Source organism: Nocardia asteroides (assembly GCA_019930625.1).
GTDB lineage: Bacteria > Actinomycetota > Actinomycetes > Mycobacteriales > Mycobacteriaceae > Nocardia > Nocardia sputi.
Map to the genome: position 1 here is coordinate 6316825 of CP082844.1, position 17124 is coordinate 6333948.

A 17124-nucleotide genomic window follows, 5' to 3' on the forward strand; every position below is an offset into this window, starting at 1 on the left:
TCGCTGGGGGCCGGATCAACGCTGTCCGCATTCATTGCCGCATGCCGGATGACTTGTGCGACAACATGGTTCGAGTGAACAGCAGGAGAGTGCGATGGCCACTTACATCGTGACGGGCGGAACCGGATTCTTGGGGCGGCGGGTCGTTCAAGACCTTCTGGATCGCGACGCCGAGGCGATCGTCCACGTGCTGGTGCGTGAGACGTCCCTGGCGAAATTCACCGACATCGCGGCGGGCTGGCGCGGCGCCGAACGAGTCTTCGCGCTGATCGGCGATCTCACCGCCGACGGGCTGGGACTGGCGTGCGAGGCGCCGCGGGCCGACCATGTCATACATCTGGGCGCCGTCTACGACATGACCGCCGACGAGGACACCGCGCACGCGGCCAACGTCACCGGCACGCGCTCGGTGCTGGCCTTGGCCCGCGAGCTGGGCGCGGTGCTGCATCACGTCTCCTCCGTGGCGGTCGCGGGCGACCACAAAGGCAAGTTCTTCGAGGAGGATTTCGACCTCGGCCAGCAACTGACCTCGCCATATCACCGCACCAAGTTCGCCGCCGAGAAGCTCGTGCGCGAATCGCGCGGCGTGCGCTGGCGGGTCTACCGGCCCGCGATCATCGTCGGCGATTCCCGCACCGGTGAGATGGACAAGATCGACGGCCCGTACTACTTCTTCAGCGCGATCGCGAAGCTGAGCGCGCTACCGTCCGATCTGCCGTTGCCGCTGCCCGACCTCGGTGCGACGAATATCGTGCCGGTCGACTATGTCTCGGCCGCGATGGTGGAACTGATCCGCCGCCCCGGCCTGGACGGACGCACCTTCCACCTGGTCAACCCGGAGCCGCAGCCGTTCGGTGAGGTGTACGGCGCGCTCGCCGCCGCGGCGGGGGCACCGACCGGCGTGGGCACGGTTCCCGGCAGCGGACTGGCGCTCAGCGGCCTCGCGCAGATCCCGGGTATCGCTTCCGTGCGCGATTTCCTGCTCGAGCAGGTGGGCATCCCCGCCGAAGTCGCTCCGCACACCTCGTTCTCCGCGGAGTTCATCAGCGACTCCACTCGCGCCCAGCTGCGCAGCTCCGGTCTGACCGTGCCGCCGTTCGACAGCTACGCCGAGCGGCTGTGGCAGTACTGGCGCGACCACCTCGACCCGCAGCGTGGACGCGTGTCCATCACCGGTGACCCGCTCGCCGGGCGGATCGTGCTGATCACGGGCGCGTCCTCCGGTATCGGGCTGGCCACCGCGCACGCCGTCGCGCGGCGCGGAGCCACGGTCGTGATGGTCGCCCGCGGTCACGACGACCTGGCGGCCGCCGCCGACGCCGTGCGCGCCGAAGGCGGTGTCGCGCATACCTATCCGTGTGACATCACCGACTCCGAAGCCGTCGAGAAACTCGTGCAGTGTGTCCTCGACGACCACGGTCACGTCGACTACCTGGTGAACAACGCGGGCCGCTCGATCCGCCGCTCCGTGCTCAACTCCACCGACCGGATGCACGATTTCGAGCGCACCATGGCGGTGAACTACTTCGGCGCCGTGCGGCTCATCCTCGGACTGCTGCCGTCCATGCGGGCACGCCGGTTCGGGCACGTGGTCAACATCTCCTCGATCGCGGTGCAGACCAAGGTGCCCCGGTTCGCCGCGTACGTGGCGAGCAAGTCGGCGCTGGACAACTTCAGTGAGATCGCGGCGGTCGAGAACCGGGATGCCGGTGTCACGTTCACCTCGGTGCGGATGCCGCTGGTGCGGACCCCGATGATCGCGCCGACCGATCTGTACCGGTCGCTGCCGGTGCCGGATCCGGAACAGGCCGCCGCGATCGTGGTCCGTGCGCTGGAGGACCGGCCGCACCGCATCGACACCCCGGTCGGCACCTTCGCCCAGGCGGTCGAGTTGCTGATGCCGTCGGTGAAGCGCCAGATCATGCACCAGGGCTTCCGCATGTTCGGGGAATCCAGCGCCGCTCAGGGCGACTCGGACCGCCGTTCCGGCGCCGATTCGCCGACCGCTGCCGCCCCGGCGCCCAGCCGTGGCCCGCTGTCCGCTCTCGCCCCGGTGGTCATGCCGCTCATGGCGTTGCCCGCACCCGCGGCGCGCCTGGCCCGCGTGGTCCCCGGCTTGCAGTGGTAGCTGCGCGACCCACGACCGACGGTGGGGCCGCCCTCGGACGGCCCCACCGCGCGGATTCCCGGTTCCGCGACGTCACACCCGGTCCACCGCGAACTCGACGGCCGGCCACATAGCCCACCGGTAGTCGGTGTGCGCAGCCGGACGGATCCCGCCCTCGCACACCGGATCACCGCTCGCGCAGTAGTTTCCGGTCCGCCAGGCGTAGTGCTGCGGCACATTCCAGCCGATCAGCCGGATGGGATCGCCGAACAGCAGCACCGCGGCCACCCGGGATTGCAGCTGCGCGGGCAGCGAATGGATGCCACCGAGCGCGGTCACCACGCCGGTGCCGAGCACCCCGTGCGTCACGACCGCGCCTTGCGAGAAGCCGACCAGCACGAACCGCTGCCCCGGGCACCTCGCCGCTTGCCACATGATGTGGGCGGTCATGTCCTGGGTGCCGCGGCTGATCGAGGACGGGTCGAGCAGGTCGGCGGGATAGTCCACCCGGTAAGCCTGCGAATCGGCTGGAAGTGCCTGCCACAGTGCGTCATAGAACGGGTCGCCCACCACCGAACCCAGATATCCGGGTTCGTGGGTGCCTCTCGCGACGACGACGTCGACCGACGCGCACGACGTCGCCCATGCGTGCAATCCCGTCGCGGCCCCGAATCCCGCGACGAGCAGTAGCACAGCGAATGCCCTTACTACACGCCACTTCTCGAAGTGAATTACCTTCCGGTTGGCCATCGTACTCACCTACTCACGCCGTTGTGAGACAGCCGATCGACACTTGTCAGTGACAATTACTCGGCTATATCCGCGAAGGTAAGAACGGCGGAAGGGGCCGTCAAGGAACTCCACCCGACCGATACGGAGTCAGCGCCGAATCGTGTTCTACGGATTCCTACGGCACGAGAACCGCTGCGCCCGTGAATCGTCCGTGCGCGAGATCGGTCAACGCTCGATCGGCCCTGTCCAGGGAGTACCCGTGCGTGGTCAGATGTATCCGGTGTTCGCCGGCGAAAGCCAGGAATTCGCGGGCGTCAGCGCGGGTATTCGCGGTGACGGAGCGAATTTCGCGCTCTTGGAACAGATGCCGCTGATAGTTCAGCGCGGGAATGTCGGTGAGATGGATACCGGCGATGGCCAGGATCCCGCCGCGATCCAGTGCCGCCAGCGCGGCCGGCGCCAACTCGCCGACCGGCGCGAACAGGATCGCCGAATCCAGCAGCACCGGAGGCGGTTCCGCCGCGCCCCGCACCGACGCGGCCCCCAGCGCGGTCGCGAGCTCCCGGGCAGCGGGATCGCGTGTCATCACGTGCACCTCCGCTCCTCGGGCGGCGGCTACCTGAGCGGCGATGTGGGCGCTGCCGCCGAAGCCGTAGATGCCCAGCCGCCCGCCCGGCGGCACGGCGGCCCGCAGCAGTGCGCGGTACCCGATGATGCCCGCGCACAGCAGTGGGGCGGTGTCCGCATCGGAGTATCCGGAGGGCAGTCTCAGCGCGTAATCCCATGGCACACAAGCTAATTCGGCATAACCGCCGTCGGCGTCCCAGCCCGTGTAAGCGGAATGCGGACAGAGGTTCTCCGCCCCGCGCAGGCAGAACTTGCATTCCCCGCAGGTGTGCCGCAGCCAGGCGATTCCCACCCGATCCCCCACCGCGAAGCCCTTTCCCTGCGCGTCTCGCCCGACCACGACGACCTCGCCGACCACCTCGTGCCCCGGCACCACCCCGGTGCGGCGCACCGGAAGATCGCCTTCGGCCACATGCAAGTCGGTCCGGCACACACCGCAGGCCAGCACACGCACCATCAGATCGCCGGGTCCGGGTACCGGGACAGGCGTGCGCTCCGCGTCCAGCGGGCCGGTTTCGATCGGGCCGGGCCTGCGCACCCGCCAGCTACGCATGAAGGTGTTACCGCCGTGGAACTCGCTCATCATCGCCTCACCTCACCTCGCCTCACCTCGCATCGCTCGGATCGACCCGGATCACCCATCCCGACCTGGCGGAATACGCCGGAATCACCCTACTCGGCGAAACCCGCCACACCGGACGACGACACCTGATACGTTTCTGTATCGAGTACATTCCTGTATTCGATGCCGGGTCGAGGCCGAACCGAGGAGGTGCCCGATGACGTCCGATGCCGCGCAGGCCGCGCCCGCCCGGGTCACCCGCCGCCGCGCCGAAACCAGGAACCGGCTGCTCGTCGCCGCGTACGAGGCGTTCGCCGAGGAGGGCTTCGGGCGCGCCACCGTGGAGCGGGTGTGCGAGCGCGCCGGATTCACCCGTGGGGCGTTCTACTCGAATTTCAGCTCACTGGACGAACTGTTCCTGGCCATGTGGGAGCAGCGCTCGACGGCGATGCTCACCGAGGCGAGCGCCATCCTCGACGAGATCGCGGCCGAGGGCACCGACGACGTGCGCACCGCGGTCGAGCGCCTGGAACGAGCTGTCCCGGTGGACGAGAGCTGGTACCGGATCACCGCCGAATTCACCGCGCACGCCCTGCGCACTCCCGCGCTGCGCAGGGTGATGGCCGCCCGCGAGGAGGCCATCGTCGCCGCGCTCATGCCCACGATCGTCGCCGCGCTCGCGCGCGGCGGCCGCACCGTGCCGGATCCGGAGGCGTTCGGCCAAGCACTCATCGCCGTCCATGACGGCACCAGCGTGCAGGTGCTGATGGAGCCGGACAGCCACGTCGTGCGCGAGCGCCGCACCGAACTCTTCCACCACGTCGTGCTGGCCTACAGCACCGCAACCGAAGGATCGACATGTCTCACAGCAGTCCCGAAGTGACGCCGGAGGCGGACGTCCTCGTCGTCGGCGCCGGGCTGGCCGGCCTGGTCGCCGCGCACGAATTGGTCAAGGCGGGCCGCACAGTGCACATACTCGACCAGGAGAACCGCAACAACCTCGGCGGCCAGGCGTTCTGGTCGCTCGGCGGGCTGTTCTTCGTCGACAGCCCCGAACAGCGGCGCCTCGGCATCAAGGACTCCTACGATCTCGCCTTGCAGGACTGGCTCGGCTCGGCCGGGTTCGACCGCGACGACGAGGACAAGTGGGCCCGCCAGTGGGCGCAGGCGTACGTGCGGTTCGCGGCCACCGAGAAGCGGGAGTACCTCCGCGAACTCGGCCTGCGCGTGACGCCGCTGGTCGGCTGGGCCGAACGCGGCGGCGACCGCGCCGACGGACACGGCAACTCGGTGCCGCGCTTCCACCTCACCTGGGGCACCGGCCCCGAGGTCGTCCGGGTCTTCGCCGAGCCGGTGCTCGAGGGCGAGCGGCGTGGCTTGGTTCGTTTCAGCTTCCGCCATCAGGTGGACGAATTGGTCGTGGAGGACGGCGCCGTCGTCGGCGTGCGCGGCACGGTGCTCGAGGACACCGATCTGGATCGCGGCCGCGCTTCGTCCCGGACCGGAGTCGGTGAGTTCGAATTCCGCGCCGAGGCCGTCATCGTGGCCTCCGGCGGAATCGGCCACAATCACGAACTGATCCGGCGCAACTGGCCCACCGAGCGGCTCGGCCCCTGCCCGCAGACCATGATCTCCGGCGTGCCCGCACACGTCGACGGCCGGATGCTCGGTATCACCGAGACCGCGGGCGGCGCCATCGTCAACCGGGACCGCATGTGGCACTACACCGAGGGCATCGTCAACTGGGACCCGATCTGGCCCGACCACGCCATCCGCATCATCCCCGGACCGTCCTCGCTGTGGTTCGACGCGAACGGGAAGCGTCTGCCCGCGCCGTGCTTCCCCGGATTCGACACCAACACGACGATGAAGGAGATCTTGAAGACCGGCTACGACTATTCGTGGTTCGTGCTCACCCAGTCGATCATCGAGAAGGAGTTCGCGCTGTCGGGCTCCGAGCAGAACCCGGATATCACCGGCAAGGATCTCAAACTCACTCTGAAAAGCCGCGTGGCCAAGGGCGCCCCTGGCCCGGTGGAAGCCTTCAAACAGCACGGTGTCGATTTCGTCGTTGCGGATACGCTGCGGGAACTTGTCGCGGGCATGAACAAGATCGCTCGCGGTCCTGAGCTGGACTACGACGACCTGGAACGCCAGATCGTGGCGCGCGACCGGGAAGTGGCGAACAAGTACAGCAAGGACAGCCAGCTGATGGCGATGGCCAACGCACGCCGGTACATCGGCGACAAGGCCGGCCGGGTCGCCAAACCCCACCGCATCCTCGACCCGGCCGCGGGTCCGCTGATCGCCGTTCGGCTCAACATCCTCACCCGGAAAACGCTGGGCGGCTTGCAGACCGACCTGAATTCCCAGGTGATCAGGCCGGACGGTACGCCGTTCCCGGGTCTGTACGCCGCGGGCGAGGTCGCCGGTTTCGGCGGCGGCGGCGTGCACGGGTACAACGCGCTGGAGGGCACCTTCCTCGGCGGGTGCATCTTCTCCGGCCGGGCCGCGGGTCGTGCGCTGGCCACGAAACTCGCCTGAGCGCTACGCCCCGCAGCGGGAGGCGACCCTGGCAGGTCCCGTCGAGGTGGCCAGGGATGGTGCCGACGACGCGAACGACGGCGCGCCGGCGTAGAGCCGGGCACCCGCCGAGTAGCGCCCCGGTTCCCCCGTGACACCGGGGATCTCGGCCTCGTTGCCGAAGACGTCGGTCACCCGAGCCGTGAACGGGCCGAGCCCCGCTCCGGAAATCGTCCAGTAGTTGTCGGCCCGGCGGGTGAGCGGTCGCCACGGTCCGCCCGCCGCCGGGCGAACGGCCGCCTCGCGCAAGGGGTTTCCGGTGCCGCCGAACAGGATGCCGAACCAGGTCCTGGTCGAGTCCGGTCTCACCTCGTAGGTCAGTTCCCCAGCAGGCTGCGGGTCGCGAACCAGCCGGTAGCGGACTTGCGTCACGCCAGCGGCGGGATCGGCGATCTGCTCGAACGCCGCCGCGCTCAAATCCAGTTGTCCCGCGGCGCATGCCGCGCAGCGATCGACCACCAGTGCCCGGACCGACCCGTATGGACTCTGGATGTCCAGATACGCCCCGCAGAGATCGGCGCGCCCGTAGTCGGAGGTGGAGAGCCCGGCATAGTAGCCGTCCGGCGGCAGCTCGCGGAAGGAACACGACACCTGCTCGCCGAACACATAGTAGCGCGCCTCGACGGCCACGTCCGGGCCGATCGGGGCGAAAGTCACGGCGGACACCGGAAAACGCGAAGGCGCGGACGCCTCGTTCGGCGAGTTCTCGGCAACGCAGGTCGGCGCCGACGGCCGCACCAGCCAGACGACCACCGCGACGGTGGCCAGCACGCCTGCCGCAAACCACAGCCATTCGGAACGCAATGGCCGCTCTTGAATGGGTACCCGGTGCATCGCTTCCCCGACTCCGGCTCACCTGCTCGCGAACTGTTCATCCTGACTGCACCAGGAAAGCAGCCCGACCGCTCGTGCACCTGGCGAACGAAAATTCTTCACTGTGAAAGATTCCCAGTTCAGCAACAACCCGGCTATTGCAGCTGTCGCGGGCGCAGCGGCGCCGGCCGATCGGAAATGATCCGGCGCTTTCGGCGAACGACGCCGGGCCTGCGCGGTGCCGCTAGCGTCGGCGCGCGTGCCGGGGAAAGAGGTCTTGCCCCGCCTCGTGGGCCACGTCGACCAGCGCGCGGGCCAATCGCGCGGTATCCGGCACCGCTCGGTCGGCGCCGATCCGGATCGACAGCGACACCGCGGCCACCGCCGCGCCGCGACCACGGATCGGCACCGCCACGCACGTGATGCCGGACACGGTCTCCTCGTTGTCGACCGCGACACCCCGCCGGTTACGGATGCGGCCGAGTTCGCGATGCAGTTCGGCGCGGTCGGCGAGCGTGCGCGCGGTCAGCTGCGGCAGGCGATCCCGGAAGGATGCCTCCACGATGCTCGGCTCCAACGTGGCCAGCAGCGATTTGCCGAGAGCCGTGCTGTGCGCGGGCATCCGGCCGCCCAACCGTGTGGGCACGGTCGCGGCGAACCGGCCGCCGACCTTGTCGAGATACAGCACGTCGCGCCCGTCCAGGACGCCGACGTGGCCGACCATGCCGGTCTGCTGGCACAGATCGTGCAGCAGCGGACTCACCGCGTCCCGGATCTCGTTGTGGTCGGCGGCGAGGCCGCCCAACTCCAGCGTGCGCAGGCCGAGCCGGTAGCCGCCGGGCGCGTGCGCGAGCCAGCGCAGCCGGATCAACTGGTCGAGGATGCGGTGCACGGTGGACCGTGGCAGCCCGGTGCGTTCGGCGAGTTCGACAAGAGTGAGCGTCGGCGTCGCGGCGTCGAATGCCTCCAGTATCAGCGTCATCCGCTCGATCATCGACACCGGTGGCCGGCCCGGCCGTGCTGCCTGCCCGGAACCGGGCCATAACTCCCCGGGTTCGGGATCGGTCATCACCTCGACCGTCATTGCCAACCTCCACGCGTGTTCGCGTAGAGCTTAGGAGTATTACCACCAGACATGGGTGATTCGAGCATCCTTTCGGCGCGGCGGCGCCGACCGGGCGCGGCGCGGCGCGGCGCGGACGAGCGCCTCCCGCGCCGATCACCTGTGCACACGTGGCCGCGCCGGTGCAACCGCTACGCGGGCCCGTGTGCGGCATCCGCGAGGCTGAACAGCCACTCACGGGTGTACCGTTCGGCCAGCAGCGGCAAGTAGTTCGTGACGGTGGCGTGGTCGGCGAAACGGTCGTACGACGAGTACAGATGATCCTCGATCGCGGCTTCGCTGACGCCGTCGAATTCGTCCTCCAAGCGCTGTGCGGCCGCTTTCAAGGCGATTTCCTGGTCGAGAAGGCTTTCGTGGTTCGAGTGGTGGGTGGCTGGACGGTCGGTCATCGCGAATTCCCCTGGTCGTGACGAGATCGGTGCCTGGGACGCCGTCGTAGCAGCACGATTGCGCCCGTCACGCGGGTACCCGGTCGTGCCGGTTCGACACCCCATCCGCCATCCGGTTCCGCAGACGAGGCCTGAATCGAGCCTCCACGCCGACACCGGCGGTCGTTCTCACAGCCGGCCGTAGCCTACCGGTGCGCCGCTCCCACACCGGCGAAGTAGAACACGTTCTTGTCCGAATGGCCCGCGCGTGCCAGGCTCTACAGATGGATCTCGACGCCATCGAAGCCGTCCGCCGACTGAAGTACCGCTACTTCCGGACCCTCGACCTCAAAGAGTGGGACGAGTTCGCCGACACCCTCGCCGTCGACGCGAAAGGACGCTACGGCACCCATGCCATGGGTGAGCCGCTGCACCTCGACGGCCGCGACGCCATCACCGCGTTCATGCGGGAGAACCTCGGTCCCTCGGTCGTCACGGTCCACATCGCCAACCATCCGGAGATCGGCGTCGACGGCGAAACGGCCACGGGATCCTGGGCATTCGAGGACACCGTGATCGCCACCGAGTACGGAGTGCTGATCCGAGGGGCCGGCTACTACACCGACACCTACCGCCGCGACGCCGACGGCGAGTGGCGCATCGCCTCCACCGGTTACCGGAGAATCTACGAATCCATGCAGTCGCTGGCGGACACGCCCAGCTTCCAGCTGCTGTCCAACATGTGGGCGCCGAAGCCCTGACCGCCGGGCGTAAATCGGTCCACTATTCGCCCGGTGGCGCTGGACGGTCCACCCGCGCCCGGCGGATGCTGCGGATATGCCCTCCCTAGCGCCTGGCGAGTTCGCCCCCGAAACCACCTACCTGAACACCGCCTCCTATGGCCTGCCGTCCACCCGCGCCCTGACCGCGGTGCGCGACGCGAGCGCGATCTGGGCGACCGGCCGGGGTGGGCCGACAGCCTCGCTGGATCAACTGGTCCCCGGCCTGCGCGCGGGTTTCGCCCGGCTGCTCGACGGCGCGACGGCCGACGACATAGCGCTCGGCAGTGGTGTCGCGGGCCTCATCGCCCCCGTGGCCGCCGCGCTGCCCGCGGGTGCGGAGGTGCTGCTGCCGGAAGGCGAATTCGCTTCGGTTTCCATGCCTTTCGTCTATCGGGGTGATCTCGTCGTGCGCTTCGTCCCCTTGGCGGAGCTGGCCGCACAGGTGCGGCCGGAGACCGCGCTGGTGGCCGTGAGCGTGGTGCAGTCCGCAGACGGCCGCGTCACCGATCTGGCCGAGCTGCGCGCTGCCACCCGGGCCGCCGGCGCGCGCCTGCTCGTGGACGCCACCCAGGCCGCCGGCTGGTTGCCCTTGCGCTTCGCCGACGCGGACTACTGGGTCTGCGCCAGCTTCAAATGGCTGATCGGCGCGCGCAGCGTCGCGTTCCTGGCCACGACGCCCGAACTCGTCCCGCAGCTGCGTCCGATCGGGTCCAGCTGGTACGCCGCCGAGGACCGCTGGGCCGAGCTCTACCATCCGACCGCACTGCCCGCGACGGCGCGGCGGTTCGACACGACACCCGATTGGCTCGGCGTCGTGGCGGCGGCGGCCGGGCTGTCCCTGATCGAGGAACTCACCGTCGACAAGATCGGCGCGCACAACGTCGAACTCGCCGACCGGTTCCGCGCGGGGCTGCGACAGCTGGGTTTCAAGCCCGTCACGGAACGTTCCCCGATCGTTTCCGTCCCCGGCGCGGGAAACATGGCGGCCCGGCTCGAACAGGCCGATGTGATCGTCTCGGCGCGTGGGGGCGGTCTGCGGTTCGCCTTCCACCTCTACAACAGCGACGACGACGTCGAACGCGCGCTGTCCGCGCTGCGGGCCGGATAGTCCGGCGCGCAGCGGGGCAGCGCGACCCCCGGCGTTCGGTCAGTGACCAGAGCGCTGTGCCGGCGCGGTGATCAGCGGGAGATCGAGCGCGGTGAGGATGCCTGCGGGGGCGGCGACCACCGCGGGGACGGCGTTGACGATGCGCATGCCGGTCGCCAGCAGGGTCGCGTGGTTGTGATCGCCGTTGCCGCTCGAGGTCACCAGGTCCATCGCGTAGCTGGGCTCGCCGGTGATCTCCACGCGGTAGGAGCCCTCGGGGTGCGCGGGCTGCGGCCAGTCGGGGCACAGATCCGGCCGCAGCCGGGTCACGTGCTCGAGCACGGTGACGGGCACGTCACCGACCATGCCACGAACCTCGAATCGCAACGCGGCCGCGGTTCCCTCGGCGATGTGTCCCGTCGCGATGTCGAACGACTCAGGAGCCGGAATCCGTTCGTAGGTCTCGGTGACTGCGTCGAGGGTGACCCCGATCCCGGCCGCGAGTTGACGGACCGTGCCGCCCCAGGCCAGCGACAGCACCCCGGGTTGCAACAGCATGGGAATCTCGTCGACGGGCTTGCCGAAGCCCATGATGTCGACCATCACCGCACGATTGTCGTAGCTGGCGTAATCGACGATCTCGAGGCAGCGCACCTGGTCGACACGCAGGCAGGTCCCCGCGAGCGCGAGCGGCAGCAGATCGTTGGCGAAGCCGGGATCGATGCCGTTCACCCACAGCGACGAGTTCCCTTGCGCGGCGGCCTCCCGCACCGGCTGAAGCAGCTCGTCGGGCAGCACGCCGTAGGGGTACTGGAAGAACACCGGCGCGCACGCGACGACGTTGATTCCGGCGGCCAGGATGCGCTGGAGGTCCTGCACGGCCTCCACCAGCCGGTTGTCGGTCATGGAGCAGTAGACGACGCAGTCCGGACGCGACGCGAGCAATGACTCGGCGTCGGTCGTCGCGGTGACCCCGACCGCACGGTCGAGTCCCGCGAGCAGGCCCGCGTCGGCTCCGTCTTTGGCGGGCCCGGAGACCCACACGCCGGTCAATTCCAGTTCGGGATGGGCGATGACGCCGGCCAGGGCATGTCTGCCCACATTGCCGGTGCCCCACTGCACTACGCGATATGTCATGTCACAGATCCGGGATCGGGAGGTCGAGGTTCGGGACGATCAAGCCGCCGTCGGGCTCGAGGATCTTGCCGGTGAGGTACTTCCCTGCGGGCGATACCAGATAGAGCGCGGCCGCGGCGATGTCTTCGGGTTCACCGATGCGGTGCAGGGGCGTCTTGGCCTCCAATTCGGTGCGCATGGCGTCATTGCTCGCGACGATCTCCAGCGCGGAGGTCAGGATCGAGCCGGGTGCGATGGCATTCACCCGGATACGGGGGTTCAGGTCCAGGGCGGCGAGCTTGGTGTAGTGGGCGAGAGCGGCCTTGGCGGTGCCGTATGCCGCGAACGCACGCCCCGGCAGCCGCCCCATCGTGGAGGTGATGTTCAGAATGGAACCGCCTCCCGCGGTTTCGAGCATGCGCGGCACGGCGGCCCTGACCAGTGCGTGCGCATTGACGACGTTGAAGTCGAAGGCCTGCGCCAGCGCCTGCGGCGTGGTGTCCAGCAGCGGGCACGGCAGTGCCCCGCCCACGTTGTTGACCACGATGTCCAGCCGCCCGAAGCGTTCGACCGCCGACGCGGCGAGGGCCGCCGTGGCATCGGCGTCGCTCAGGTCCGCAGGCACCACATGGGCCTGTCGCCCGGCAGTGGCGATCCGCTCGGCGACCTCCTCGAGCTGGCTCTCCGTGCGTGCGGCGATGACGACGTCCGCGCCCGCCTCCGCGAACGCGACCGCAATCGCCGCGCCCAGACCGCGGCCCGCACCCGTCACTATGGCGACCTGATCGTCGATTCGGAACCAATCCAGGATCATGCGCACTCCCTACTGTCGAATATTCGACAGGACAATGATCTAATATTCGTCATAGTAAGTCGCTCGCTCGATAGAGAACAAGAGGTTGTGCCGATGCCGGACCGGTCCGCCTCGCCACCGACGCGTCGCGTCGTCGACATCGTGTCGCTGCTGGCGACTTCCGGGGAGCCGATCAGCGTCGCGGGCATCGCCGAGCGTCTCGGCATCGCCCGCGCGACCGCGACCGCGATCCTGGCCGAACTGGACGCGGCCGGTTGGGTGGCTCGCGACCAGGCTCGCGGCTACGTAATCGGGCCAGCCCTGGCCGGGTTGCACGGTGCCGCCCTCCCGCACGGCGTCGGCGATCTCCTCGCCGGCCTCGCCGCCCGGACCGGGTACGGCGCCACGTTCAGCCGCATCGAACCAGACCGGCTGACGGTGCTCGACGTGCGGCACGGCGTCGACCGTGTCGTTCCCGGAATCCCGGTGGGCCAGCGCATTCCGCTCCAGTTCCCGGCCGGTGCCAGCGTGATGCCGTGGCGGCCTGCGAGCGAGCAGAACGCCTGGCTGCGCACCGCCACCGATGACGATCAACGGACCGCCGGTGCGCTACTGACGCTGGTACGCGATCGTGGGGTGGCCGTCTTCCGGCCACGCGCCGACGACGCGGGGATGGTCGATCTGCTCGCCGATCTGCTCGGCGCGGTGGGATCCGAACTGCTGCAACCTCATTTGCGCACTCGCGCGCTTCGGCAGCTCGCCGCGCTCACGTCACGGCCCTTCACCCGGGCAGAGCTGGATTCGGAGGAGATATTGCCGCTGAGTTATCTGGCGGCGCCGGTTTTCGACGCTCGCGGCACCGCGGCCTACGAAGTGCAGCTGGGACCGTTGCGCGCCGCGACAACGCAAGCCGAACGCGAGCATTTCATTGATGCGACACGCAGCGCGGCGAATGAATTGACGAACGCACTCGCCGTCGATCGGTAAGAAAGTAATTCCGGGATAAACGACGAAAGGCCCTCAACAGTGTTGAGGGCCTTTCGTGAAGGATGTTCCGGCGGTGTCCTACTCTCCCACACCCTGTCGAGTGCAGTACCATCGGCGCTGGCAGGCTTAGCTTCCGGGTTCGGAATGGGACCGGGCGTTTCCCTACCGCTATGGCCGCCGTAACTCTATGAAACTATCCACACACCCCGCGCGCTCCCACCCACCAACCCCACCCCGGTAAAGAAGGGGGGTTCATGGGAAAAAGCCGGGGTATCTGTGTGTTGTTTCAGATACCGCACAGTGGACGCGTAGCAACCTTTGTCAGTAAGTCCTCGGCCGATTAGTACCGGTCACCTCCACACGTTACCGTGCTTCCAGTTCCGGCCTATCAACCCCATGGTCTATAGGGGGCCTTAACCACTCGAAGGTGGTGAGAAACCTCATCTTGGAACAGGCTTCCCGCTTAGATGCTTTCAGCGGTTATCCCTTCCGAACGTAGCCAACCAGCAGTGCCCTTGGCAGGACAACTGGCACACCAGAGGTTCGTCCGTCCCGGTCCTCTCGTACTAGGGACAGCCTTCCTCAAGTTTCTGACGCGCGCGGCGGATAGAGACCGAACTGTCTCACGACGTTCTAAACCCAGCTCGCGTGCCGCTTTAATGGGCGAACAGCCCAACCCTTGGGACCTACTCCAGCCCCAGGATGCGACGAGCCGACATCGAGGTGCCAAACCATCCCGTCGATATGGACTCTTGGGGAAGATCAGCCTGTTATCCCCGGGGTACCTTTTATCCGTTGAGCGACACCGCTTCCACATGCCGGTGCCGGATCACTAGTCCCGACTTTCGTCCCTGCTCGACCCGTCAGTCTCACAGTCAAGCTCCCTTGTGCACTTGCACTCGACACCTGATTGCCAACCAGGCTGAGGGAACCTTTGGGCGCCTCCGTTACATTTTGGGAGGCAACCGCCCCAGTTAAACTACCCACCAGGCACTGTCCCTGAACCCGATCAGGGTCCGAGGTTAGAAGTCCAATACGACCAGAGTGGTATTTCAACGACGACTCCACGAACACTGGCGTGCCCGCTTCACAGTCTCCCACCTATCCTACACAAACCGTACCGAACACCAATACCAAGCTATAGTGAAGGTCCCGGGGTCTTTTCGTCCTGCCGCGCGTAACGAGCATCTTTACTCGTAATGCAATTTCGCCGAGTCTGTGGTTGAGACAGCAGAGAAGTCGTTACGCCATTCGTGCAGGTCGGAACTTACCCGACAAGGAATTTCGCTACCTTAGGATGGTTATAGTTACCACCGCCGTTTACCGGGGCTTAAATTCTCAGCTTCGCGTCCGAAAACGCTAACCGGTCCTCTTAACCTTCCGGCACCGGGCAGGCGTCAGTCCGTATACATCGTCTTACGACTTCGCACGGACCTGTGTTTTTAGTAAACAGTCGCTTCTCTCTGGTCTCTGCGACCACACCCAGCTCGGAGAGCAAATCTCGTCACCAGACGTGGTCCCCCTTCTCCCGAAGTTACGGGGGCATTTTGCCGAGTTCCTTAACCACAGTTCTCTCGATCGCCTCGGTATTCTCTACCTGACCACCTGTGTCGGTTTGGGGTACGGGCCGTGTACCAACTCACTAGAGGCTTTTCTCGGCAGCATAGGATCACTGAATTCGCCTCAATCGGCTACGCATCACCTCTCAGGCACATGAATGGCGGATTTGCCTACCACTCGCCCTACAGGCTTACACCAGGTACTCCATCACCTGGCCCAGCTACCTTCCTGCGTCACCCCATCGCTTGACTACTACACCCAGGGTCTCGTGCATCCCCTTCCGGCTTCCCGAAGGAAGTCCATCCAGTTCAGGACGATTAGCACAGATGACTCGCCATTGGGCGCGGATACACGGGTACGGGAATATCAACCCGTTGTCCATCGACTACGCCTGTCGGCCTCGCCTTAGGTCCCGACTCACCCTGGGCGGATTAACCTGGCCCAGGAACCCTTGGTCATTCGGCGGACGAGTTTCTCACTCGTCTTTCGCTACTCATGCCTGCATTCTCACTCGCACAGCCTCCACAACTAGTTCACACTGCTGCTTCCACGGCTGCACGACGCTCCCCTACCCATCCCAGCTCCTGGCTCGAAAGCAAGATAATACTGGAATGCCGCGGCTTCGGCGGTGTACTTGAGCCCCGCTACATTGTCGGCGCAGGATCACTTGACCAGTGAGCTATTACGCACTCTTTCAAGGGTGGCTGCTTCTAAGCCAACCTCCTGGTTGTCTTCGCGACCCCACATCCTTTTCCACTTAGTACACGCTTAGGGGCCTTAGCCGGCGATCTGGGCTGTTTCCCTCTCGACTACGAAGCTTATCCCCCGCAGTCTCACTGCCACGCTCTCACACACCGGCATTCGGAGTTTGGCTGACTTCGGTAAGCTTGTAGGCCCCCTAGGCCATCCAGTAGCTCTACCTCCGGCGTGAAACACGTGACGCTGCACCTAAATGCATTTCGGGGAGAACCAGCTATCACGGAGTTTGATTGGCCTTTCACCCCTACCCACAGCTCATCCCCTCAGTTTTCAACCTAAGTGGGTTCGGGCCTCCACGACGTCTTACCGTCGCTTCACCCTGGCCATGGGTAGATCACTCCGCTTCGGGTCCATGATGTGCGACTCAACCGCCCTATTCGGACTCGCTTTCGCTACGGCTACCCCACACGGGTTAACCTCGCCACACACCGATGACTCGCAGGCTCATTCTTCAAAAGGCACGCCATCACCCCACCCCGAAGGGAAGGCTCTGACGGATTGTAAGCGTCCGGTTTCAGGTACTATTTCACTCCCCTCCCGGGGTACTTTTCACCTTTCCCTCACGGTACTAGTCCGCTATCGGTCACCAGGGAGTATTCAGGCTTACCGGGTGGTCCCGGCAGATTCACAGCAGATTTCACGGGCCCGCTGCTACTCGGGCACCCACTACAACAGAGCACGCATTTTCGCCTACGGGACTCTCACCCTCTACGACAGGCCGTTCCAGACCACTTCGACTAACACGCACTTTTCTGACTGTTGCCCACCACGGCAGTGATAGGAAAATGGGCCCCACTACCCCGTCCAGACAACCCCTGCCGGGTATCACATCTGAACGGTTTAGCCTCATCCGCTTTCGCTCGCCACTACTCACGGAATCACAATTGTTTTCTCTTCCTGTGGGTACTGAGATGTTTCACTTCCCCACGTTCCCTCCACACCGCCTATATATTCAGCGGCAGGTGACACGACATCACTCGTGCCGGGTTTCCCCATTCGGAAATCCTCGGATCTCAGCTCGGTTGACAGCTCCCCGAGGCTTATCGCAGCCTCCTACGTCCTTCATCGGCTCCTGGTGCCAAGGCATCCACCGAACGCTCTTCAACACTTACAAAACAAAGATGC

The 17124-nt window shown here is 66.4% G+C and carries 13 protein-coding genes and 2 rRNA genes; 6 read left to right on the plus strand and 9 right to left on the minus strand.

Features of this window, described 5'->3' with window-relative positions:
- Window positions 1-94: 94 nt before the first annotated feature.
- The gene (locus K8O92_28575) at window positions 95-2128 is read left to right on the plus strand and encodes an SDR family oxidoreductase (protein ID UAK31669.1); all 2034 of its coding nucleotides are present in this window, start codon (window positions 95-97) and stop codon (window positions 2126-2128) included.
- Window positions 2129-2200: 72 nt separating this feature from the next.
- Here K8O92_28575 and K8O92_28580 read toward each other — a convergent pair whose 3' ends face one another.
- The gene (locus K8O92_28580) at window positions 2201-2857 is read right to left on the minus strand and encodes a cutinase family protein (GenBank protein ID UAK31670.1); all 657 of its coding nucleotides are present in this window, start codon (window positions 2855-2857) and stop codon (window positions 2201-2203) included.
- Window positions 2858-3014: 157 nt separating this feature from the next.
- Entirely contained in the window at window positions 3015-4019 is a 1005-nt protein-coding gene (locus K8O92_28585; GenBank protein ID UAK35999.1) for a zinc-binding alcohol dehydrogenase family protein, read from the minus strand.
- Between the two features lie 226 nt (window positions 4020-4245).
- Here K8O92_28585 and K8O92_28590 point away from each other — a divergent pair, with 226 nt between their 5' ends.
- Both K8O92_28590 and K8O92_28595 read left to right on the plus strand, forming a co-directional pair.
- Complete coding sequence (locus K8O92_28590; protein ID UAK31671.1) at window positions 4246-4911, plus strand: TetR/AcrR family transcriptional regulator; 666 nt, start codon at window positions 4246-4248, stop codon at window positions 4909-4911.
- Window positions 4887-6572 (plus strand): FAD-binding dehydrogenase, encoded by a 1686-nt coding sequence (locus K8O92_28595; protein ID UAK31672.1) that lies wholly within the window; start codon window positions 4887-4889, stop codon window positions 6570-6572. The genes K8O92_28590 and K8O92_28595 overlap by 25 nt, the downstream gene beginning before the upstream one ends.
- A 3-nt stretch (window positions 6573-6575) precedes the next feature.
- Here the strand turns inward: K8O92_28595 and K8O92_28600 are convergent, their stop codons facing one another.
- From K8O92_28600 to K8O92_28610, 3 genes are all read right to left on the minus strand, one after another.
- Window positions 6576-7415, minus strand: coding sequence for a hypothetical protein (locus K8O92_28600; GenBank protein ID UAK31673.1), 840 nt, complete (start codon window positions 7413-7415; stop codon window positions 6576-6578).
- A gap of 253 nt (window positions 7416-7668) precedes the next feature.
- Window positions 7669-8508 carry an IclR family transcriptional regulator gene (locus K8O92_28605; GenBank protein ID UAK31674.1) on the minus strand — a complete coding sequence of 280 codons (840 nt, stop codon included), beginning with the start codon at window positions 8506-8508 and terminating at the stop codon, window positions 7669-7671.
- Between the two features lie 170 nt (window positions 8509-8678).
- Window positions 8679-8936, minus strand: a complete 258-nt coding sequence (locus tag K8O92_28610) for a hypothetical protein (protein ID UAK31675.1) — start codon at window positions 8934-8936, stop codon at window positions 8679-8681.
- 263 nt (window positions 8937-9199) lie between these two features.
- Between K8O92_28610 and K8O92_28615 the strand changes: the two genes are divergently transcribed.
- On the plus strand, window positions 9200-9676 hold the full coding sequence (locus tag K8O92_28615) for a nuclear transport factor 2 family protein (protein ID UAK31676.1): 477 nt from the start codon (window positions 9200-9202) through the stop codon (window positions 9674-9676).
- A gap of 76 nt (window positions 9677-9752) precedes the next feature.
- Window positions 9753-10805, plus strand: coding sequence for an aminotransferase class V-fold PLP-dependent enzyme (locus tag K8O92_28620; protein UAK31677.1), 1053 nt, complete (start codon window positions 9753-9755; stop codon window positions 10803-10805).
- 39 nt (window positions 10806-10844) lie between these two features.
- Here K8O92_28620 and K8O92_28625 read toward each other — a convergent pair whose 3' ends face one another.
- Together K8O92_28625 and K8O92_28630 are read right to left on the minus strand one after the other, a co-directional pair.
- The gene (locus K8O92_28625) at window positions 10845-11921 is read right to left on the minus strand and encodes a diacylglycerol kinase (GenBank protein UAK31678.1); all 1077 of its coding nucleotides are present in this window, start codon (window positions 11919-11921) and stop codon (window positions 10845-10847) included.
- Window position 11922: 1 nt separating this feature from the next.
- Window positions 11923-12714, minus strand: coding sequence for an SDR family oxidoreductase (locus K8O92_28630; GenBank protein ID UAK31679.1), 792 nt, complete (start codon window positions 12712-12714; stop codon window positions 11923-11925).
- Between the two features lie 93 nt (window positions 12715-12807).
- Between K8O92_28630 and K8O92_28635 the strand changes: the two genes are divergently transcribed.
- Window positions 12808-13680 carry a MarR family transcriptional regulator gene (locus K8O92_28635; protein UAK31680.1) on the plus strand — a complete coding sequence of 291 codons (873 nt, stop codon included), beginning with the start codon at window positions 12808-12810 and terminating at the stop codon, window positions 13678-13680.
- 65 nt (window positions 13681-13745) lie between these two features.
- On the opposite strand, the gene rrf is transcribed toward K8O92_28635, so the two are convergent.
- Together rrf and K8O92_28645 are read right to left on the minus strand one after the other, a co-directional pair.
- A 5S ribosomal RNA gene (rrf, locus tag K8O92_28640) occupies window positions 13746-13862 on the minus strand.
- Window positions 13863-14000: 138 nt separating this feature from the next.
- Window positions 14001-17113, minus strand: a 23S ribosomal RNA gene (locus tag K8O92_28645).
- Window positions 17114-17124: the final 11 nt, after the last annotated feature.

Excerpts from the sequence above, each read along its gene's own strand:
- K8O92_28575 (UAK31669.1), top strand. The coding sequence starts at position 95 with ATGGCCACTTACATCGTGACGGGCGGAACCGGATTCTTGGGGCGGCGG.
- K8O92_28580 (UAK31670.1), bottom strand. The coding sequence starts at position 2,857 with ATGGCCAACCGGAAGGTAATTCACTTCGAGAAGTGGCGTGTAGTAAGG.
- K8O92_28585 (UAK35999.1), bottom strand. The coding sequence starts at position 4,019 with ATGCGTAGCTGGCGGGTGCGCAGGCCCGGCCCGATCGAAACCGGCCCG.
- K8O92_28590 (UAK31671.1), top strand. The coding sequence starts at position 4,246 with ATGACGTCCGATGCCGCGCAGGCCGCGCCCGCCCGGGTCACCCGCCGC.
- K8O92_28595 (UAK31672.1), top strand. The coding sequence starts at position 4,887 with ATGTCTCACAGCAGTCCCGAAGTGACGCCGGAGGCGGACGTCCTCGTC.
- K8O92_28605 (UAK31674.1), bottom strand. The coding sequence starts at position 8,508 with ATGACGGTCGAGGTGATGACCGATCCCGAACCCGGGGAGTTATGGCCC.
- K8O92_28610 (UAK31675.1), bottom strand. The coding sequence starts at position 8,936 with ATGACCGACCGTCCAGCCACCCACCACTCGAACCACGAAAGCCTTCTC.
- K8O92_28615 (UAK31676.1), top strand. The coding sequence starts at position 9,200 with ATGGATCTCGACGCCATCGAAGCCGTCCGCCGACTGAAGTACCGCTAC.
- K8O92_28620 (UAK31677.1), top strand. The coding sequence starts at position 9,753 with ATGCCCTCCCTAGCGCCTGGCGAGTTCGCCCCCGAAACCACCTACCTG.
- K8O92_28625 (UAK31678.1), bottom strand. The coding sequence starts at position 11,921 with ATGACATATCGCGTAGTGCAGTGGGGCACCGGCAATGTGGGCAGACAT.
- K8O92_28630 (UAK31679.1), bottom strand. The coding sequence starts at position 12,714 with ATGATCCTGGATTGGTTCCGAATCGACGATCAGGTCGCCATAGTGACG.
- K8O92_28635 (UAK31680.1), top strand. The coding sequence starts at position 12,808 with ATGCCGGACCGGTCCGCCTCGCCACCGACGCGTCGCGTCGTCGACATC.